Source organism: Candidatus Ozemobacteraceae bacterium (genome assembly GCA_035373905.1).
Taxonomy (GTDB): Bacteria; Muiribacteriota; Ozemobacteria; order Ozemobacterales; family Ozemobacteraceae; genus MWAR01.
In genome coordinates this window covers 34,094-54,076 of sequence record DAOSOK010000021.1, presented here as the reverse complement: position 1 = coordinate 54,076, position 19,983 = coordinate 34,094, and the positions used below count along the sequence as shown (strand labels likewise).

Below are 19,983 nucleotides of genomic sequence, written 5' to 3'. Positions count from 1 at the left end.
TTGACGAATCGGTTCTTGTTTCCTGCCGGCTTCCCCCTTATACTCCACTCCGACCGGCGACACGTCGGAAGTCGCGGATTCCGTGTACAGCGAAGTGGGAGGAAATGTCACATCTGTCGCATATCGAGGGCTTTTCCATACGGGATGGTCGACTCTTTTTCTCCGGGGTCGATACGGTCGAACTGGCGAAGGAATACGGCACTCCGCTCTGGGTGCTCAGCGAGGACATCGCCCGCGAGAAATGCCGGCGGTATGTCCAGGCGTTTCGCTCGCACGGCGTCGAGGCGACGGTGGCGTATGCGGGGAAGGCCTTCCTGACGACCGGCTTCTGCGGCCTGCTCGATCGTGAGGGCATGGGACTGGACGTCTGTTCGGGAGGGGAGCTGCATACCGCATCCGCCGCGGGGTTCCCGATGGAGCGGGTTCTTTTTCACGGCAACAACAAGACCCCCGGCGAAATAGAACTGGCCCTGGAACTGGGGGTCTCGCGATTCGTGGTGGACAATCTGTACGAGCTCCGCCTTCTCGACGAGCTCGCCGGAAGGGCGGGGAAGGTGCAGCCGATCTTCTTTCGCGCCACGCCGGGCATCAACACTCATACGCACCACCATATCCAGACGGGGCATCTCGACACCAAGTTCGGGTTCGGGATCGAGAACGGCCAGGCGGAGGAGGCCATCCGCATCGCCCGGGGTCTCGAGAACGTGCGGCTTGTCGGGTTGCACTGCCATATCGGGTCCCAATTGTTCGATCTTGCGGCCTTCCGGGCCGGGGCCTGGATCACCCTGGATTTCATCGGCCGCCTGCGCGACCTCTTCCCGGGCGAAGAGTGGGAACTGGACCTGGGCGGCGGGCTGGGAATCCGGTATTCGAGCGAGGATTATCCTCCCTCGATCGAGGAATACGTCGGGACGCTCTGCGCCGCCGTCCGCGAAAAGACGAGCGAACTGGGAATGCCGATGCCGCGCCGGCTGTGGATCGAGCCCGGCCGGTCGATCGTGGCCCCCGCCGGGCTGACCCTCTACACCGTTGGCGCTGTCAAGCCCATTCCCGGCATCCGGACCTATATCGCCGTCGATGGTTCGATGGCCGACCACCCCCGAACGGCGCTCTACGGCTCGATCTACACCTCCGTGCTCGCCAACAAGGCCGGCCGCCCCCCCGCTCAGGCCTACTCCGTGGCCGGGAAGGCCTGTGAGAGCGGCGACATGATCATCTACCAGGCCGCCCTTTCGGAGCCCGAGCCGGGCGATCTGCTCGCCGTGTTCTGCACCGGAGCCTACCATTATTCCATGAGCTCGAACTACAACCGCCTGCCGCGCCCCGCCGTCGTGGGCCTCGCGGAGGGCCGGAGCCGGCTCCTGGTCCGCCGGGAGACGTTTTCCGACCTCCTCCGCAACGACTTCAACCCCTATCGGAGCCAGTCATGAACAGACTCGTCGTTCAGAAATACGGGGGAAGTTCCGTCGCGACCCCGGACCTCATCCGTCGCGTCGCCAGGCGGATCGTTTCGGTCAGGGAACAGGGAAGCCAGGTCGTGGCCGTCGTTTCGGCCATGGGGTCGACCACCAACAAGCTCATCAGCCTCGCCGAGCGGATCGCGCCACGCCCGCCCGATCGCGAGCTCGACATGCTGGTGGCGACGGGGGAACAGGCCAGTGCCGCGCTGTTGGCGATGGCGATCAAGTCCCTCGGCCACTCGGCCGTTTCCTTCACGGGCCAGCAGGTGGGCATCATCACCGATTCCAGCCATACCAAGGCCCGCATTCTCAAGGTGGACGCGGAGCGGATTCAAAAATCCCTCGAGGCCGGAAACATCGTGATCGTGGCGGGATTTCAGGGCATGACCGACGCGCTGGAGATCACCACCCTCGGCCGCGGGGGCTCCGACATAACGGCGGTGGTGCTGGCTGCCGCCCTGAAGGCAGATGTCTGCGAGAAACTCACAGACGAGAGCGGCGTGTTCACGGCCGACCCCCGGAAAATTCCCACCGCCCGGAGGCTCGATGCCCTGAGCTACGAAGAGATGCTCGAGCTCGCGAGCCTCGGGACGAAGTTGCTTCACCCGCGGGCCGTCGAGTGCGCGATGAAGAACGGGGTCCGTCTGCACGTCCGGACCAGTTTTTCGGAAGAAGAGGGAACCTGGATTCAGGAGGAGGATCGGTATATGGAAAAGGCTGCCGTTTGCGGGATCACCTACGATGTGAAGGAAGCCAAGGTCTCGGTGCTGGATCTTCCCGACCGGCCGGGAGTGGCGGGGAACATCTTCTCCGCCCTGGCGGCTGTCGAGATCAATGTCGACGTCATCGTGCTCAATCGTACGCGAGGCGGGCTGACCGACCTCAGCTTCACCCTTCCCCGCTCGGATCTCGAAAAGGGCGTGCGAATTCTCAAGGATCTCGCCCGGAAGGAAGGCTACGGAGAGGTGATCGCCGAGACCGAGATCGCCAAGGTCTCGATCATCGGGGCGGGAATGCGCTCCCATCCGGGGGTTGCCGCCCGGATGTTCGAAGCCCTGGCCGGGGTCGGAATCAACATCGGTCTGATCTCCACGTCCGAGATCAAGGTCTCCTGCGTCATCGATCGGGACCGGCTGGACGATGCTCTCCAGACTGTTTATAAAGCATTCGATATGGATATGGTTCCCGCCGTCAGGCGCCCCCCGAAAAGGAAAAAGGAGACGTTCGGAACCTCGTTTTGACTTCGAAGGACTGACGGCATGGACGGACACGAGACGATTCGACATTCACGGCCCCGGGACTGCCGCGCAAGTGCCTGGGCGGCGCTCCTGCTGGCCTGGCTCGCCGGTCTTGCCATACCGGTCGCCGCGACGCCGCCGCAAAGCGTTTCAAGACCGCCATGTTCCTCCTGATCCCCGGCTCCACCGCCATCTACGACGACCTCCTCCGCGAAACCCCCGAATGAAATCTACGTTGGAATAGCTTGTTCAATGCCTGGAGCCGTGGTCGCCATCCAGGCATTTGGGCATTTGAACAGCCCCGCCCCGATGACTTCCTCAAAAATCCTGGCGGAAGCCGGCAGGCGAACGTTTCGGGGTGCCCTTCAGGGAGGGGTGGTCAGGACGACGAGGATGGTTCCTCCGAGGATCGCAAGGGGGTAGATGATCTGGAAAAGCCAGTCCAGTTTCATCGCAAGATCGACCTTCCCGGTCTTCGCGTAGTTATTGGCGACGACGGTCTGAACAAGCGCCGAAAAAATCGTGACGTAGAAGAGGATGAAAATCTTGTCGGAGAGTACGAGATACCCGACCGCCGGAAGGGCGTCAGCCTGGGACATGTGCAGAGCGACCGCGGAAAGGAGGGAGGTCACGCAGATCCCGCACTGGGCCTCGAATTCCTTTGCGTTGATGAAGAAGACCATGTAGGCCATCCCGGCGATCACCAGCAATGGGATGATGAACTTGATCATGTGCGGGATGAAAAATCGGCCGAGTTTCACCTGGAAAGTGAAACGGGAGTAATGGGAATTCCGTTCGGAATTGATTTTCGTGGAATCCCCGAAATTCGTGTCGTAGTGATGGACGTCGGTGAAAGCGTTCGTGCCCTGGATCTGCCAGTCGGGAACCTGGACGTCCGCTTCGACCCACTTCCGGGAATCCGGGACATCCGGGTCGGGAACGAAGACCACGCGATGGATTCCCGATTCCTGATCCTCGAGGATGATGGGAAGGGTTTGGGTGTCGAAAGGGTAGGAATGGAGCTTGAAGCGGCCTCGAAAGGTTCCCTTGATCCGTTGTGAGGCATACTCCTTTCCGCTGGCGAGAGTTTCGGAAGCCAGTTTTGTGGCCGTCTCGATGGTTCCGTTCATGAACTCCACCTTTTCGGGGCTCCAATCCAGGTCTGGGTTCCGGGACCACTTGTACCAGATGTAGAAATCCGCGTAGAACTGATTTTCCTTCAGATCGAGCTTGGCGATGTCGATGATGTAAAGCCCCACCTCCACCTTCATTGGGACGGATTCGGCCGGGGAAGCGGGTTGTCCCCAAGAAGCGGTTCCCCAGACGATGAGAAGCAGGGTCAGGATCATCACCGGGCCAAAGGAGGCTGCGATCCTTGCGGTCGCGGTTCTGGCCTTCACCCGGGGTGTCTCGATCCGGAGTTCGCCCAGGGCGGGTCCCTCGAAACACTCGGCCGCAGGTGTACCGCAGGGGAGGGGGTCCCCCGAAGCGGAAGGGGGCTCGAATGGAAGGATCGGGGGAAGGAATCGGGTTGTCGGCACGGTCGATTTCTCCGATGTGAACTAACCGATTATACTCCATGTCCGGGTTTAATCAATGCCCGGACCCAGATCGCAGGAACGCGTGGGCCGGTCCATCGGGGTTGCGCCCGTTGCATACCGGGGTGGCATCTGCTAGCATACGAGGCACCCCCCCCGCGATTTCGAAGCGGAAAGGGTGTCCCATCCGTTCTGGCGAAGGAATGAACGTGGAAAAACAACCTGCCTGGAACGACCTGATTCAACAGAAGATTTCCCTGATGCCCCCGGAGTTGCAGCCCCCCTGGAAAGACCTCGCGCGGGCCGTCGAAAGCCGCAACGAAAGGCGGGTTGAGATAAGCCTTCAGAAAATCGTTTCCAGCGATTCCTTCGCGAGCCCGGAAAAAAAGGAACACGCCCTCTGGTTCGCCCAGGTTCTTTTCCTGTGCGTCAGGGAGGCATACGCATCCCCGGTAGCCGGGCAGTTCGAGATGTATACCTCGCTCCTGCCGGTCTTCACCGAATTCCTTTCCAGGCAGGCGAGACATCAGGAGCTCCGGGAGTTCCCGAAATTCCTTTTCGTCGCGGGGGAGCAATTCCTGCTCATCCACTTCGATTCGAAAACCGGATCCGAGGTCCGTTTCGACAACTTCTACGAGTTCCACCTTCAGAACCTGCGGGAATTCATCAATTCTCCCGGCTTCAAGGGCTGGCGGGCACAGGACGGAGTCGACGAGTTCATTCGCATCTGCATCTCCCGGTGGATGGTCCATCTGGCACACTTCGCCCAAAACCGGCGGGACAAGCCGTTTTTGAACCTTCTTGACGTTCTCATGCTCATATTCAAGACGGCGGTGGAATTCCATCCGCTCCTGCAGGGGCTCGCGCTCGTTCTTCCCTGCGCGAAGAAGGCCTTCCACTTCCTGTATTCACAGGCTGACGATCCGGTAATGAAGGTGTTCCAGCGGACGAAGCAGAGTTCCCATCTCGACTTCCACGACACCATCGGCGCCTGGATGCAAACCTACAACCTGGGGGGGCTTCCCGACGTTCCCCGCGCGAGCGAAACGGAGGAGTCTCCCGAGCTGACCGTTCCCTTCGTATACCGTTCCCTCCTGGAGGAGATCCTGGGCGACGGCAACATCTCTTCCGACGAAGAATGGGCGATCAAGAACATCCGCGATTTCCTCGATATCTCCAACGAGCGATACCACCGGATTTTCGAGCAGGTCCAGGAGGGACGGAAGCTGAACAAGATTCCCGCTCTCGACCGAGATTTCTCTCCCAGGGAATTTTTGAAGAAAATCTTGATGAAGACTCTGGAGGATGGGGTCATCACGGAGGAAGAGCGAAACATCCTCGGAAAGGTCGCCAACGCCCTCCTGCTCAACCAGGAAACGCTGGCGGCGGTTTTCAATGAGGCGAAGGCAGCCTTTCGGAGCGGGGATGCCGTTTCGCCCGGGAGCTACAACCTCGAGACCCAGCGGCTCCACGACGTGGTCCGCCACATCGCCATGGAGGAACGTGTCAGGTCGGTCCTGGTTTCGGATCGGGGAATGAAGACCTACCAGAAAGCCGGAAAAGCCCTTTTTGCCCTCAAGCAGAAAGCCGCCAGCCTGGGCGGGGAGAAAGGTGTCCAGGCTCTTGGCCAATGGGCTGTGGGGGCGTTTTTTTTCGAACCCCAGGTCTACCTGTATCCCACGATCGTTCTGTTCGTCGAATCGCCGAACATCCACACCATCAGGTCGCAATTCAAGGGAAACCGGATCGATATCGCCTTCCTCGAGGATGTCCAGGGGCATCGGGGGGAGGACGTCCTGATCCAGGACCGCCCGCTCCTGCGCATCTTCAACGACGGACTCGAGACCGAGATTCCCTTGCAGGGAATTCTGGTCGGGGATTCCCTCCAGAGCTTCATGGAGGGGTTCGAGGAGGTGAAGGGAAAGTTCGCGCTCATGGTGATGCACCATTCCAGCATGGGGGCGGTGCTTGCCCTCCAGAAGGCGGGGCATTTGGACTTTTCGGGGAATTTCGCGCTCGGCCTGAGGCATATGGCGGAAGGGAAGTTCCATGAGGCGGTGACCCTCTTCTCGATGATCCACCAGGGGTTCCCCGATCGCCACGAGGTCTTGTACAACATCGCAAAATCCTACGAACTCATGTTCCTGGCCAACCCCGGTGACGCGGCAAGCAAGCTGAAGGCGATGGAATTCTTCAAGAAGGAGCTCCAGCTCAACGCGGGTTCCGACAAAGCGATGCGGGGGATCGCCGGAATTCTCGCCCACGATCACAATTTCGACGAGGCGTTGTCCTGGCTCAACAGGGCCCTGGAATGTGCTCCGGGAAGCATACCCAACCTTTTGGGCCTTGTAGAGGCATCCCTCGCGAGGGACCAGGAAAAGGGGATCATGTTTTCGGGGGTTCCCGACTATTTCGTCAGGTTCCTGGGGGAGGCCTTCCACCTCTCTCCGGTCCATCCGGGAGTACTGGAGCTGATCGAAAGAGGGAACAGCCTGTTCGGGGGCGACCTGGCCCGGCAGTTCCGGAACCAGCCCATCCAGACCCTTTTCCAATAGGATTGGGCCGGACGGCGACCAAGATGATGATCTCATGGAAGGGATCGAGCCGTTCGATTACGGCGGGCTGAAGGATTTTGTCGGTCGATGGCTGGTGTTGTTCGTGTTGTGCGGCTTGTTGCTGCCGCTGGCAGACGTTTACGCGCGGGCGAGGTGCGGCCACAAGGCATTGATGTGCTCACGGACCGACGTGGCACCGTGGATACGAATCACAGCCGGCTCGCCGGACAGCACGAAATGCCCCGCGACGAATTCCCGCAGGCCGGCTTCAGTGATGCTCGAACCACCGGCACGAAGCCAAGTCCAGACAATGCGGAACACGGTGAAATTATAATATATCTGGAGGTATATTGGTGTGTCTTCGACATATTCGGTTTTCTATTGCAGAAAAGAGCCTGCGGGGCAGTTCGCTGAGGTGGATCTGTCGCCTGAATCGCCGGAGTTCGATGATAAAGATCTGAGCACATTTTCAAAAGATCATGGCGAGGTCGTGTATCTGGCCGAGCAGGAAAATGTCGGTTTCATCCATTACGAGCATTGGAACCGTGGCGCATTGGTGAGAAGGCTGAAATACAACGACGATTACGCTTGGCTTTCCGCCGATGGAGAGCCCGAACCGTGGGAGGCCGATGCATTGTTCACGGCCGAGAATCTTTCGAAGACGTTGCAGGGGTATGACCCCGAAATGCATGAAAAGATCAGGGAGACCTGGAACAGAAAAATCATTCGAACCGGCGACTCGTTTCCCGTCCTGGGGCCGGTGGACATCATCCGGATCCTGAGACAATATTGGAAAGTATAATAAAACTCTGGCCGGAACATCCGACGCGCCCCTGAATCCGGTGCGGGGAGAATGCGTTTGGTATACTGCGTGTGAATCGCGCCGGCCCCGAAGGCGGCGAAGAACGAAGGAGAGGTCTCATGAAGAAACTGCTGATCGCCCTGTTGTTGATCGCGGCCTGGGTGGCGCCGACCGTGGCCCAGGACGTGCCGCCCATCCGGCTCGTCGTCGGTGAGGGCGCCGAGAAGCCGATCGTGATTCGCGCCGTCGAGTCGAAGGTGGTCGTGCAGGGCATGCTGGCCGAGACGCGGCTGACGATGACCTTCTTCAACCCGAACGGCCGCCGGCTCGCGGGCGACCTGACCTTCCCCCTGCCGGAAGGCGCGACGGTCAGCGGCTACGGCCTCGACGTGAACGGCGTGCTGGTCGACGGCGTCGTCGTCGAGAAGCAGAAGGGCCGCGAGGTGTTCGAGACCGAGATGCGGCGCGGCGTCGATCCGGGGCTGATCGAGAAGGTCAAGGGCAACAGCTTCCAGACCCGCGTCTACCCGATCGAGGCGAACGGCGTCCGCACCGTCATGGTGAAATACGTCTCCTCGCTCGCCGAGGCGGGCGGCGAATCGCTCTATATCCTGCCTCTCTCGTTCGACGGCCAGGTCGAGAAGTTCAACCTCCGCGTCGAGGTCGCCCGGGGAAGTGTGAAACCCGAGATCCGCGCCGGGAGCCTCTCGAACTTCAGTTTCGAAACATGGAAAAACGGCTTCGCGGCAGAGACGTCGCTCGAGAAGGCCGCGCTCAGCCAGACCCTTCGCATCGCGATCCCCGACGCGAAGGCCCAGCGGGTGCTCGTCGAGAAGAGCCCCGAGGGCGACACGCACTTCTGCCTCAGCGAGACCGTCGAACCGCCGGCCGACCTGCCCGCGATGAAACTGCCGTCGCGCGTGACGATCCTGTGGGATGCCTCGGGCTCGCGCGCGAAAGGCGACCGCAAGGCCGAGTTCGAAGTCCTGCGCGCCGCGTTCGCCGCCTGGAAATCGGCGCCGGTCGAGGTCGAGCTCGTCCCGTTCCGCAACGTGCCCGGCAAGCCCGAAACGATGACCGTCTCGAACGGCGACGTGGCCGGCCTTCTGAAGGCGATCGAGGCGGTCGAATACGACGGCGGCACCCAGCTGGGCGCGCTTCCGCCGTCCGGCGACAAGCTTCCCGACGTCTACCTGATGTTCACCGACGGCATCTCGAACTTCGGCAGGGAAGAGCCTGGGAAGTTCGCGGCGCCGCTCTACGTCTTCAGCGGCGATGCGGGCGCGAACCACGCGTTTCTCGGCCAGCTCGCCCTGCAGAACGGCGGCGAGTACGTGAACCTCCAGCGCGTGAAGCCCGAAGAGGCGGTGAAGGGAATCGGCCGCCCGGTGTACATGTTCCTCGGGGCCGAGGGAGCGGGGGCGGATGACCTCGTGCCGCAGCTCCAGAAGTCGGCGCGCGGCCGGTTCGAGGTCGCCGGGCGCCTGACCGGGGGCGAAGCGAAGATCATCCTGAAGTTCGGCACCGTCGGCAAGGTCATGAAGACCGTCGAGTTCGACGTGAAGGCCGCCGATGCCGGCGAGGGCGACCTGCTGCGGAGATTCTGGGCCCAGAAGAAGCTCGAGGACCTCGAGGCGTTTCCCGCGAAAAACGAGAAGGCTATGATCGCGCTAGGGAAGCGATACAGCATCGTGACGCCGCAGACCTCGCTGATCGTCCTGGAACGCCCGGAACAATATATAGAGCATGAAATAGTGCCTCCCGCGAACATGGCGGAATGGCGGAAGCAATACTTCGACGTGATGGAACGACGCGCTTCCGAACTGAAGGAGGCCGAGCGCGGCAAACTCGAGGAGATGCTGAGCCTCTGGAACAACCGTATCAACTGGTATAAAACTGATTTCGCCTGGACGGGCCAGGACAAGCTTCGCATGAAGCAGTCGATCGGCCGGGCCGACTCCCTCGAAAGCGGCGGTGTCCGTCGGGAGATGTCCGAAGCCTCCGAAGAGCGACTGTCGATGCCGATGCCGGGCGCACCGCCGGCCCCGTCCCGGGCCATGAGCGCCCCCTCGGCTGAGCCCGATGCCGCGCAGAGTGACAGCTTCGCGGGTGGGGCCGGGGCGGAATCCAAGAAAGCCGATGCCTCCCGTGATGACGGGAACGCGGCGAGACCGGTCGAGCCCGGGGTCGCGATGAAGGCCTGGACCCCGGACACCCCGTATCTGAAGCGGATCAAGGCGGCGGGAAAGGGCTCGGAATTCGCGGCCTATCAGAAGGAAAAAGCCGAGTTCGGCTCTTCCCCGGCGTTCTATCTCGACTGCTCCGATTTCTTCTACGGGCTGAAGCAGGATGCCATCGGTCTGCAGGTGCTGTCGAACCTAGCCGAGCTGAAGCTCGAGAACCCGGCGCTGATGCGCATTCTGGCCCATCGCCTCGCCCAGCGCGACCTGCTCGAACTGAGCGCGGGCATCTTCGAGGAGGTGCTGAAGATGCGGCCCGAAGAACCCCAGTCGTATCGCGACCTGGGCCTGGTTCTCGGCCGGATGGGAGCGTATGAGCGCGCGGTGAGCCTGCTGTGGGACGTCGTCGCGAAGAAGCGCTGGGACGGACGGTTCCGCGAGATCGAGCTGATGGCGCTCGAGGAGATGAACAATCTGATTGCGAAGGCGAAAGCCGCCGGCATCAAGGAGTTCAAGGGCGTCGACCCGCGGTTCATCCACCCGATGCAGCTCGACCTGCGCATCGTGATGACCTGGGACGCCGACATGACCGACATGGATCTGTGGGTCAACGAGCCGTCGGGCGAGAAGGCGTATTACGGCTACAACCGCACCGGCATCGGCGGCCTCGTCTCGTGCGACTTCACGCAGGGCTACGGCCCCGAGGAATACCTGCTGAAAAAGGCGATGAAGGGCATGTACACGATTCAGACGAACTTCTTCGGCAGCAACGCCCAGACGCTGTCGGGCGCCGTCACCCTCCAGGTCGATGTGTTCACCAACTACGGCCGCCCGAACGAGAAGCGCCGCTCGATCACGATGCGTCTGACCGAGCGGAAGGAAACGTTCACGGTCGGGGAGGTGGAATTCTGACGATGCTCGGGAAACTCGTTTCGTTGCTCATGTCACTCTTTGGAGGTGTCGAAGGCGTGGAACATATCACGGTTCAGGAACTGCAAAAACATCTTTCCGGCGGTCTGAGCGCAGAAGAGCTCGTCGTGGACGTGCGCGAGCCCGACGAGTTCTCGGCGGGGCATGTGCCCGGCGCTGAAAATATACCGCTTGGTATAGTCGCCGGTTCGGCCGATCGCCTGAAAGGCAGGAAGCGGGTGTTCGTGATCTGCCTGAGCGGCGGCCGCTCGATGCAGGCGTGCGCCCAGCTGGCCCCTCGTCTTGCAGACAAGACGGCCCTGGTGAATGTCGACGGCGGCACGATGGCCTGGATCAGCGCCGGGTTCAAGGTAGACAAAGACTGACCGGTCGCGCAACCGAAGCGCTGACGATTCGTCCGGACGATATCCCCGAATATCATCGAAGATATTCGGGGATATTCTTTTACCGGGTCCCGTATCTCGAAAGAAGATTCACCGTCTCCGCTCGTGCTGAGCCTGTCGAAGCACGAACGGCCGTTCACCTTTCGACAGGCTCGGGACGAACGGGACATGCCACCCGCGCAAGGTCAGCGCCGGCGGAGGGGCATGGTCATGCAGCGGCAGCCGCCGCCGCCGCGGGCGAGCTCGGAACCGTCGATGGTGATCACGCACCGGCCGTAGCGGCCTAGATCGACTTTTCCCTGGGCAACCTCGGTGGCGTCGATGATGGCAAAACCTTTGCGGTCGAGTTCTTCGATCGTGTTGATGTTGCGGCGGTAGCCGATGATCCGGCCGGGGCCGATGGCGAAAAAATTGGCCCCGCTATGCCATTGCTCGCGCTCCTGCGTCCAGGGGTCCGTACTGGCGCCGCACCTGATCAGCTCCAGCGGCATGCCCAGGTCTTTGAGGGCCTCGGGGAGATTCTTTTCTTCCGTTATCCGGACGGTCTCGCCGTTGTCGATGCTGATGCGCACGGTCCGGTACCGGTTCGGCTGCATGATGACGGGCTCGTAGACCATGCAGATACCGGTGTCGAGGAAGGTGAACACCATGTCGAGATGGATGAAGGATTCCGGCTGAAACGGCAGTTCCTGCACCAGGATATGCTGCGGCCGCTTCTGCTTTCGGAAATGCTCGACGAGGAAGTCGACGCCGTGGGGGTTCGTGCGTGCGCCGATCCCGATCAGCAGGATGTCGTGCCGCGCAACGAGGATATCGCCGCCCTCGAGCTGAACGCCCCGTTTTCCCTCGAGCGGGGTGTTCGGGTCCAGGATCTGGACGTCGAACATCGGATGGAAGCGGAAGATCGCTTCCATGATGAGGGATTCGCGCGTCCGGACCTTGTTGGCCATGCGTGATATAAGCACCCAGTCGTTGATTGCGATGGCCGAGTCGCGAGTGAAAAAGAAGTTGTGCAGGGGACGCAGCGAGTATTTCTCGTGGTCGAGAAAGCGCGACAAGTTGTCTTTTTTCATCAGCACGCCCTCGAGGAAACAGCGGCAGAGTTCCCCGGGGGGCATGGCCAGCAGTTCGTCGCGGAGATCCTCGGCGTCTTCGCTGAGACAGATGTTGTCGATGAGGTGCCGCCGAGCCTCGTCAATCTTCAGCATCTGCTCCAAAAGCGACTTGACCTGGAAGGTCCGCGTGACCTTGTCGAGCACGCCTCGCAGCTGGGCGTATTCGAGCGAGGCGACGGACAGGTTGAGAATGTCGCTGTATAGCGCGCGCTCGGCGTTCTGCGGCGTCATGTTTTCAATCTCCTGGCCCGGCGTGTGGAGGATGACGCCTTCGAGCGCGCCGATCTCGGAGCTGATCGAGATGTCGAACTTCTGCTGTGTCGATGTCATAACGGCCCTTTCGCGTTTCGTGAGATGAATGACCTCAATACGGCGGCAGCAGCCGCCGGAAGCCATGAGTGATGACGATCGCCGCAAATGCGACGTTGCGCGGCAGCACGAGCGGCCAGAAAACCGTTGGCGCAGGTTTTTCCGGGGAAGCGGCCGCGGCCCCGCAGGCGCGCAGAAACTCGACGGACCAGGGCCAGTCACGGAGGCCATCCAGAAGATCCCGGGGAAAGGCATCCGGCGAGGTTCCCGCGCCGACGATGCCACCCAGGATTGCCGCCGTCGTGTCCGTGTCTCCGCCGGCTTCGATGATGTCCGCGAGCGCGGACCGGAGATCGCCCGGAGATCGGTACCACGCGTGAAGAACCGCGGGAATGGTGTGAAGCATGTAGCCCGAGACGCCGGATTTCCATCCCTGGCTTGCGGCGAACGCCTGCGTCGTCACGCCCGAAGCCGCGGAGGAGGCGGCCGATTCGAGCAGGGGGATCCATTCTGGAGCGAGATCGGGAATGCAGGAACGCAGCAGGGCGCGAAACCGGTCCGGTGCGTCCTCCGGGCGGTCGGCCCGGGCGGCGCAGGCGGCGGCGAGGGCCGCGAGCTGGGCGCCCTGCTCGGCCCGGGGATCCGAGTGGGTGATGAGAGTCGATGCTCGCACCAGTGCCCGGCGTTGCGCTGCCGAAGCGGCGGCTTCCGGGGTCGCGCCATCGTTCGCGCAGTCTGCCGAGAAACAGGCCCCGATGACGGGAGCCCGCATTGCGGGCCCGTTCCCGGCTGAGAAAACCCCGCTGCGCGCCGGACTCCAGCCGAGCCAGAGCTTCACCAGCGACCGCAGGGTCGCGAAGCCTATTCCGGCAGGCACGCACAGGATCCAGAGCCTTAGCGACCAGGCGAGGTCACGGGTGAACGCCGCCTCGGCGCCGCGCGAGCGGGCGAGCGCGAGCGCGGTCAGCGCCGCGTGCTCGGTGTCGTCCGATACCATGCCCCTGCCGAAGAAAAACCGGTGTCGCAGCGGCGGCGGAAACATCCGCGCCGCGCGAGCCGGCCCGATGTTCTCGTACGGCAGCCCCAGGCTGTCGCCCAGCGCCGTTCCAAGCAGTGAACCGATGACCGCACGTTCGCGCATGAAAAACCTCACGGATTCGAATGGCGCGATTGTATGCCGAGATTCCGCTATCTGGCAAATCGCAGGCCGAAAGACAACCGATACGGCCGTGCATGTTGATCCTGCCGAAACGCGTGCGGCCATTCGCCCACCGACAGGCTCAGGGCGGACGGAACCGAGGTGGATTTCAACGAAAAAGGCGGAAGGGAAAGGCCCTTCCGCCGAAATAAATAGAAATAGATATAATTATTTCCTGAAATGCGGCAGTTTCTTGCCGAGCCAGATCAGCAGGTCGTCGAACAGGGTATAGGCCACGGGGGTCAGCAGGAGGGTGATGAGCAGACAGAGACTCTGGCCGCCGATGATCGTGATCGCCATTGATGCGCGGGTCGCGGCGCCGGCGCCCTTGCCGAGGGCCATGGGCAGCATGCCGGCGATGAGGGTCACCGTCGTCATCAGGATCGGCCGAAGGCGGGCGTGGTTGGCCTCGATGACGGCTTCCCGCCGTTCCTTGCCCTGCTCGCGAAGCGTGTTCGTGTAGTCGATCTGCAGGATCGCGTTCTTCTTCACGATGCCGAACAGCATGAAGATGCCCAGCAGCGAGTAGATGTTGACAGAGTTGCCCGCGATGAGCAGGGAAACCAGTGCGAACGGGATCGAGAGGGGGAGCGACAGCATGATCGTGATCGGGTGAAGGAAACTCTCGAACTGCGAGGCCAGGATCATATACATGAAGATGGCGCTCATGAAGAATGCGATCATGAAGCCGCGCATCGTCCGGGCCATTTCGCGGGAACGGCCGATCAGCGTCCCGGTGTATTCCGGGGGCATCTTCAGTTCGGCGGCGGCTTTCTCCACGATCTTGTTCACGTCGCCCAGCGCGGCGCCCTTCCCAAGATTGATATTGACCGTTATACTTCTCTGCCGGTTGCGCCGGTCGATCTGGGCGGGACCGAAGCCCGCCGTGATCGAAGCGACCGAGTCGAGCCGGACGAGCGTTCCGAGCGTCGTCGGCAACAGCAGCCCGGAGATGGCCTCGGGGTTGCCGCGGTCCTCGGGACGCAGGCGGACCCGCACCTCGTACAACTCGTCGTTCTCCTTGAAACGGGTGATCTGATCTGCGCCGCCGACGAGCGTGCGCAGCGACGTCGACAGCACGTCGAGCCGCACGCCCAGACGGTAGGCGCGTTCCCGGTCGAGCTTCACGTGGACTTCGGGCTTGCGGCTGATATACGAGGAATCGGCATTGCCGATCTTTTCGCTGGTGCGGATCTTATCCACGATCGCGTCGACATACTCGCTGATCCTGTTCAGATCGGGACCGGCGATCGAATAGCTCGTGTCGGACATGCGAGAGCCGCCGCCGAACCCGCTCGACGCCTGGACGGCGGGGCGCAGGTCCTTGTATGCTTTCATGATCCGGCGCGCGTCATCCATGACGTCGAACTGGGAAAAGTCGCGCTCCGCGATGTCGACGAGCTGGATGAACACCTGGCCTTCGTTGACGCCGACGCCCGAGCCTTCGCCGATCGTCGCGAACACATGTTTGACGCCGCGCAGGGTCGCCATTTTTCCCTCGATTTCCCGGAGGATCCGCTCCGTGCCTTCGAGCGAGCTCCCCTCGTCGGCGCGGAAATACACATTGAACTCGTTCGTGTCGTCGTTCGGCATGAAGTCGACCGACAGCATCTTCCCGATCGGAAGCGCCAATACGGTGCAGACGACGGCCGCGATGACGATCTGCCACCTGTGGCGCAGCGCGTAGGTCAGCAGGCGCCCGTAGGCGGCGTCGACGTAGCCGAAGAAGCCCGACTTCTTGCTGTGGCCGGAGCCGCGGGCGAACCGGTACCGGAACAGCCGCGAGCAGAGCATCGGCGTCAGGGTGAACGAGACCAGGACCGAGATCAGGATGGCGAACGCGATCGTCAGACCGAAGTTGTTCAGGAAACGGCCGATGATGCCCTCCATGAACGCTACGGGCAGGAAGATGACCGCGAGCGACAGCGAGGTCGCCATGACCGCCAGGTAGATTTCAGACGTCGCTTCGTTTGCCGCGGTCTCGGCGTCGGAGTGCTTCTCTTCAATGTGCCTAAATATATTTTCCAGGACGACGATGGCGTCGTCGATGACGATGCCGACGGCGAGCGTCAGACCGAGCATCGACATGTTGTTCAGGGTAAAGCCCATCATGCGCATGAGGAGGAAGGTCGAGATCAGCGAGACGGGAATGGCGAGCGCCGAGATGATCGTCGAGACGAAATTTCCCATGAACAGCAGGACGACGAACGAGGCGCACAGCGAGCCGAGGACCAAATGCGTCCGAAGCTCGTGGAGCGACGACTTGATGAATTTCGACGAGTCGCGGATCGAAATGTAGGAAATCCCGGCCGGGAAGTTTTTCTTGAGCTCTTCGAGTCGCTTCTGGATGCGGTCGATCACGTCGAGCGTGTTGACGCCCGACTGTTTCTGAATGACGAGGGAAAGGGCAGGCTCTCCGTCGAGACGGGCCAGACTGCGGGGCTCGGCTTCGTCGTCGAGAATCTCGGCGATGTCTTTCATGCGGATCGGCACGCCGTTCTGCGTCGCGACGATCACGTCGGCGAATTTCGCCGGCTCGTCGATGCGGCCGAGCGTGCGCAGGATGAACTCGTTCGAGCCTTCGGTCACATCACCGCCGGGGATCTCGACGTTCTGGCTCTTGAGCGCGTCCTTCATCATCGCCGAGGAGATATTATATGCACCCATCTTTTTCGCGTCGGCGACGATGCGGATCTCGCGCTCGCGGCCGCCGACGATCTGGATCGCCCCGACGCCGTCGATGGCTTCGAGCTGCTCCTTGATGCGTTTTCGGGCAAAGTAGGTCAGGTCGCGCAGGGGCATCTCCTTTGGCCCCTTGATGACGAGCGTGACGACAGGCATCGCGTCGGGGTCCATCTTCTCGACCAGCGGTGCCTCGGTGCCCTCCGGCAGATCCTTCGTGATGCGCGCGATGCGGTCGCGGACTTCCTGGGCGGCGACGTCGATGTCCTTCTCGAGGACGAACTTGACGATGATGCTGGCCTGGCCGAACAGGCATTTGGTGTTGAGCTCGTCGATGCCGCCGACGGTGTTGACGGCCTCCTCGATTGGCTTGGCGATCTGCGTCTCGACTTCTTCGGGACTGGCGCCCGGCAGGGTGACGGAGACGCGGACGATCGGGAAATCCATTTTCGGCATGAGGTCGAGGCCGAGCTGCTGATACGAGAACATGCCCAGGACGACGAGCGCCAGGGTCATCATGACCGTGAAGACCGGCCTCCTGATGCAGATGGCGGCGAGGTTCACTTCCGGCCTCCTTGTTCTGGCCGGGATTCAGCGGGATTCAGAAATTTCACGCGGGCGAACATGCCCGGCTTGAGGATGCCTTCTGGATTGGAAACGATGATTTCGGCGTTTGCGGACCGGGTCTTCGAATCGATCGCGGCGGGCGTGCGCTCGAGGGTGCCGGTGAACTGGCGCCCGGGAAGGGCGTCGACGGTCACAACGGCCTGCAGTCCGGCCGACAGGGCCGGGACGAAGCGTTCGGGACACTCGACGTTGAGTTTGACGGGATCGACCTGCATGAACGTGAAGACCGGCGCGGCGGGGGTGACGTAGGAGCCCTCATCGAGGTGGCGCTGGGCGACGACGCCGGCGAACGGTGCGCGAAGCGTTGCGTATTCGAGTTGCTGTTTCGCGAGCTGGAGCGCGGCTTCCTGCTGGCGAATCGTGGCGCGGGCGACGTCTTTCTCCTCGAGGCGTGGCCCCTGGTCGACGAGCGATTTCTGGGCGCGCAGGGCGAGATACTGGGCCTCGGTCACCTTGGCCTTCGCCTCGGCGGCGTCGAGAGCCTGCTTCGACAGCGCCCCGGCCTTGAACAGGTCGGCGTTTCTCGCCAGGTCCGCTTTCGCGTTCTCCCAGTTGGCCTGGGATTGCTTCAGATTCTCGTCTGCCGTGCGCTTTTCCTCGGGGCGGGAGCCCGTCTCGAGCTGGCGGAGGCGGGCTCGGCCGGCTTCGAGAGCCGCGGCGGCCTGTTCTACCGACAGTTCGAAATCGCGCGGCTCGAGCGTGGCGATCGGCGCGGCCGCCGTCGCCGCGTCTCCGGCGAACAGGGGAACCTGCTCGATCCGCCCGCTCACCTTGAACGCGAGGGCGACCTTGCGCATCGGCCCGACTTCTCCGATCAGCTCGCCCATGGTCGTCAGGGAACCGGCTTCCTGATGGTGCGCCGAAGCGGATGCGACGGACGCCGTGACTGGTGCCGCCTTGCCGGGATCGGGTGTGGGCGGCAACGCCGGAGATGCAAGGGGAAACAGGATCAGAGCAGCAACTGCAGGGATCAAGGTTCTGCTGGAAGTGTGACTGTTCATAATATTCCTAAATATATAGTAACTCGCCGTGGACCTGGGTCAACGAGCGGCGTTCCGGAGTGGTTCCGGCAGGAGGCCGATGGCGCGGGTCAGCTGAGCCATCGCGACGGCGCGCTGGTGAAGGGCCTGAGCTCGAAGGGTGCGCGCCTGGGTGAGGGCGACTTCCGAGTCGAGAACGTCGAGGGCCGTTTTGGCACCGGTATCGTAGGCAACCTGCGCAATGCTGAGCGCTTCCTGTGCCTGCTCGACGTTCTTCTCCTGGGAGGCGAACACCTCTTCGGCCTCCTTCACACCGGCGATGGCCTTGCGGATATCGACACGGAGGGTGGAAAGGATATTCTCGGTGCTGAGCCTGGCCTGTTCGTAGGCTGCTTTCGCTTCATCCCGCTGTGCTTGCGACAGGCCGGAGTCGAACACCGGGTAGATGAGTCCGACGGTCGTCAGCCAGTTGTCACGGTAGCTGCCGATCGGAGCTCGCGCCCCGCGGGTGCGCTCGTAGGTGCCGTTCAGCTGGACGCTGGGCTGGAGCGCCTGGCGGGCGACATTGACCTGGTGGCGGGCGGCTTCTTCAGAGGCCATGGCGGCAGCGAGATCGGGCCGCTGTTCACAGGCGAGCTGGATCGCCCGGTCTTCATCGAGCGGGAGCGGCGGGAACTCGGCCGGGAACGAACCGACGACGGCGGGCTGCGCCGACGGATCGAGGCCGAGCAGGTGAAGGAGGTCGGCGAGAGCCGTCGACCGGCTGTGAACTGCTTTGATCAGGGCGGGGCGGGCCGCCGACAACTGGACCTCCGCCCGAAGGAGGTCGAACCGGGGCGCCGTTCCCGCGTCGACGAGCCGCTGCGTGTGGTCGCGATGCTTCTGCCGCTGGTCGACCGAATCCGAGGCGACCCGGATCAGGTCATCGGCGAGAACCATGTCGTAAAAGGCCTTCGATACCTGGAACGAAACATCGACCAGGGTGCGTCGTTCGTCGGCGACGGCCGCGTCGACCGAGGCATTCGCCGCCCTGCTCTGGGAGCGGTATCGGCCGAACGGCTGGAATGTCTCGGTCAGGGACAACCGCTGCGCATCCTGTCGGTCGCTGAGGGTGGGGGAGGTGGGTTCCCGGTATTTCGTGTCCTGGGCCGACACACTGGCGTTCGGCAACTGGGTGCGAAACACCTGGTTCGCCTTCGCGCGTCCCGCCGATGTGCGTGCGCGACTGGCGAGAACGGTGCGGTTGTTCCCGGCGGCGAGCTTCAGGCAGTCCTCGAGCGTGAGTTCGGGCGGAATCGCGACGAATGCGCCGTGCCCCGTCTCGACTGCTTCCATCGGAATGGTCATCGATGCGGGATGCTGGTGGTTCGGAGTTCCAGGGGGCGCGTCTTCGGCCCGCACGAGCGCGCCGGTGGCGAGAAAAAGCAGGAAAAACGCATGGATGGACCGTTTGTGAGATGAGTGTGTCATTCGTCCCCTCCTGAGTGGGCGGTTGCATGGGATGATGCGATGACGGATTCGCGGAACGTCTCGAGAAGGTCGATGAGCGCGCGCCGCTGGCCGGCCGGGAACCGTGAGAAACACGAGTCGGCCGATTTCTGCCAGATGGGGATAAGGCTTACGATCTTTTCCCGGCCCTGCGGGGAGAGATCGATTTTCAGACAGCGCCTGTCGCTGCTCAGGCGCCGCCGCTCGACGAGCCCGAGTTTTTTCAGGCGGGAGATCATGCCCGTGATGTTGGCGGGGGTCACCATCATGATTTCGCACATTTCCGAAGGGGAAAGCGGCCCTTTGCGATGGAGTGTGGCCAGCAATCCGAACTGGGGCCCGGTCAGGCCGGTGTGGGGGCCGAGACCGCTGCCCGCGAACACGCTTCGCACGACGGTCTTGGTCGTCTGGATCAGGGAATGGAACAGCTCGACGGAATCTTTCGACATAAATAGTTCGCCTCTAAAAAGTTTACGTATGAAATAATAATTTCCTGTG

At 62.2% G+C, this 19,983-nt stretch carries 13 protein-coding genes; 6 read left to right on the top strand and 7 right to left on the bottom strand.

Features of this window, described 5'->3' with window-relative positions; genetic code table 11:
- The first annotated feature begins 104 nt into the window (after positions 1-104).
- Together lysA and PLU72_11810 are read left to right on the top strand one after the other, a co-directional pair.
- On the top strand, positions 105-1,430 hold the full coding sequence (gene lysA, locus PLU72_11815; GenBank protein ID HOT28869.1) for a diaminopimelate decarboxylase: 1,326 nt from the start codon (positions 105-107) through the stop codon (positions 1,428-1,430).
- A complete protein-coding gene (locus PLU72_11810; GenBank protein HOT28868.1) occupies positions 1,427-2,701 on the top strand; it encodes an aspartate kinase in 1,275 nt (424 codons plus the stop codon). The genes lysA and PLU72_11810 overlap by 4 nt, the downstream gene beginning before the upstream one ends.
- A 362-nt stretch (positions 2,702-3,063) precedes the next feature.
- Here the strand turns inward: PLU72_11810 and PLU72_11805 are convergent, their stop codons facing one another.
- Positions 3,064-4,239 carry a hypothetical protein gene (locus tag PLU72_11805; GenBank protein HOT28867.1) on the bottom strand — a complete coding sequence of 392 codons (1,176 nt, stop codon included), beginning with the start codon at positions 4,237-4,239 and terminating at the stop codon, positions 3,064-3,066.
- Between the two features lie 206 nt (positions 4,240-4,445).
- Here PLU72_11805 and PLU72_11800 point away from each other — a divergent pair, with 206 nt between their 5' ends.
- The 4 genes from PLU72_11800 to PLU72_11785 all read left to right on the top strand — a co-directional run bounded on the left by PLU72_11800 (position 4,446) and on the right by PLU72_11785 (position 11,068).
- Positions 4,446-6,791: a hypothetical protein gene (locus PLU72_11800; protein HOT28866.1), complete on the top strand. Its 2,346-nt coding sequence runs from the start codon at positions 4,446-4,448 to the stop codon at positions 6,789-6,791.
- 355 nt (positions 6,792-7,146) lie between these two features.
- Complete coding sequence (locus PLU72_11795; protein ID HOT28865.1) at positions 7,147-7,593, top strand: hypothetical protein; 447 nt, start codon at positions 7,147-7,149, stop codon at positions 7,591-7,593.
- A gap of 119 nt (positions 7,594-7,712) precedes the next feature.
- Positions 7,713-10,685, top strand: coding sequence for a VIT domain-containing protein (locus PLU72_11790; protein ID HOT28864.1), 2,973 nt, complete (start codon positions 7,713-7,715; stop codon positions 10,683-10,685).
- Between the two features lie 65 nt (positions 10,686-10,750).
- On the top strand, positions 10,751-11,068 hold the full coding sequence (locus tag PLU72_11785; GenBank protein ID HOT28863.1) for a rhodanese-like domain-containing protein: 318 nt from the start codon (positions 10,751-10,753) through the stop codon (positions 11,066-11,068).
- 203 nt (positions 11,069-11,271) lie between these two features.
- On the opposite strand, the gene PLU72_11780 is transcribed toward PLU72_11785, so the two are convergent.
- From PLU72_11780 to PLU72_11755, 6 genes are all read right to left on the bottom strand, one after another.
- Positions 11,272-12,531, bottom strand: coding sequence for an arginine deiminase family protein (locus tag PLU72_11780; protein HOT28862.1), 1,260 nt, complete (start codon positions 12,529-12,531; stop codon positions 11,272-11,274).
- A gap of 34 nt (positions 12,532-12,565) precedes the next feature.
- A complete protein-coding gene (locus tag PLU72_11775; GenBank protein HOT28861.1) occupies positions 12,566-13,651 on the bottom strand; it encodes an ADP-ribosylglycohydrolase family protein in 1,086 nt (361 codons plus the stop codon).
- A gap of 225 nt (positions 13,652-13,876) precedes the next feature.
- Positions 13,877-16,954 carry an efflux RND transporter permease subunit gene (locus PLU72_11770; protein HOT28860.1) on the bottom strand — a complete coding sequence of 1,026 codons (3,078 nt, stop codon included), beginning with the start codon at positions 16,952-16,954 and terminating at the stop codon, positions 13,877-13,879.
- Positions 16,951-18,018, bottom strand: a complete 1,068-nt coding sequence (locus PLU72_11765; protein ID HOT28859.1) for an efflux RND transporter periplasmic adaptor subunit — start codon at positions 18,016-18,018, stop codon at positions 16,951-16,953. The genes PLU72_11770 and PLU72_11765 overlap by 4 nt, the downstream gene beginning before the upstream one ends.
- A gap of 39 nt (positions 18,019-18,057) precedes the next feature.
- On the bottom strand, positions 18,058-19,467 hold the full coding sequence (locus PLU72_11760; GenBank protein ID HOT28858.1) for a TolC family protein: 1,410 nt from the start codon (positions 19,465-19,467) through the stop codon (positions 18,058-18,060).
- A complete protein-coding gene (locus PLU72_11755; GenBank protein HOT28857.1) occupies positions 19,464-19,934 on the bottom strand; it encodes a MarR family transcriptional regulator in 471 nt (156 codons plus the stop codon). The genes PLU72_11760 and PLU72_11755 overlap by 4 nt, the downstream gene beginning before the upstream one ends.
- Between the last annotated feature and the right edge of the window lie 49 nt (positions 19,935-19,983).

Bases quoted from the DNA above. Each gene is read 5' to 3' on its own strand.
- lysA (HOT28869.1), top strand. From the start codon at position 105: ATGTCACATCTGTCGCATATCGAGGGCTTTTCCATACGGGATGGTCGA.
- PLU72_11810 (HOT28868.1), top strand. From the start codon at position 1,427: ATGAACAGACTCGTCGTTCAGAAATACGGGGGAAGTTCCGTCGCGACC.
- PLU72_11790 (HOT28864.1), top strand. From the start codon at position 7,713: ATGAAGAAACTGCTGATCGCCCTGTTGTTGATCGCGGCCTGGGTGGCG.
- PLU72_11780 (HOT28862.1), bottom strand. From the start codon at position 12,531: ATGACATCGACACAGCAGAAGTTCGACATCTCGATCAGCTCCGAGATC.
- PLU72_11775 (HOT28861.1), bottom strand. From the start codon at position 13,651: ATGCGCGAACGTGCGGTCATCGGTTCACTGCTTGGAACGGCGCTGGGC.
- PLU72_11765 (HOT28859.1), bottom strand. From the start codon at position 18,018: ATGAACAGTCACACTTCCAGCAGAACCTTGATCCCTGCAGTTGCTGCT.
- PLU72_11760 (HOT28858.1), bottom strand. From the start codon at position 19,467: ATGACACACTCATCTCACAAACGGTCCATCCATGCGTTTTTCCTGCTT.
- PLU72_11755 (HOT28857.1), bottom strand. From the start codon at position 19,934: ATGTCGAAAGATTCCGTCGAGCTGTTCCATTCCCTGATCCAGACGACC.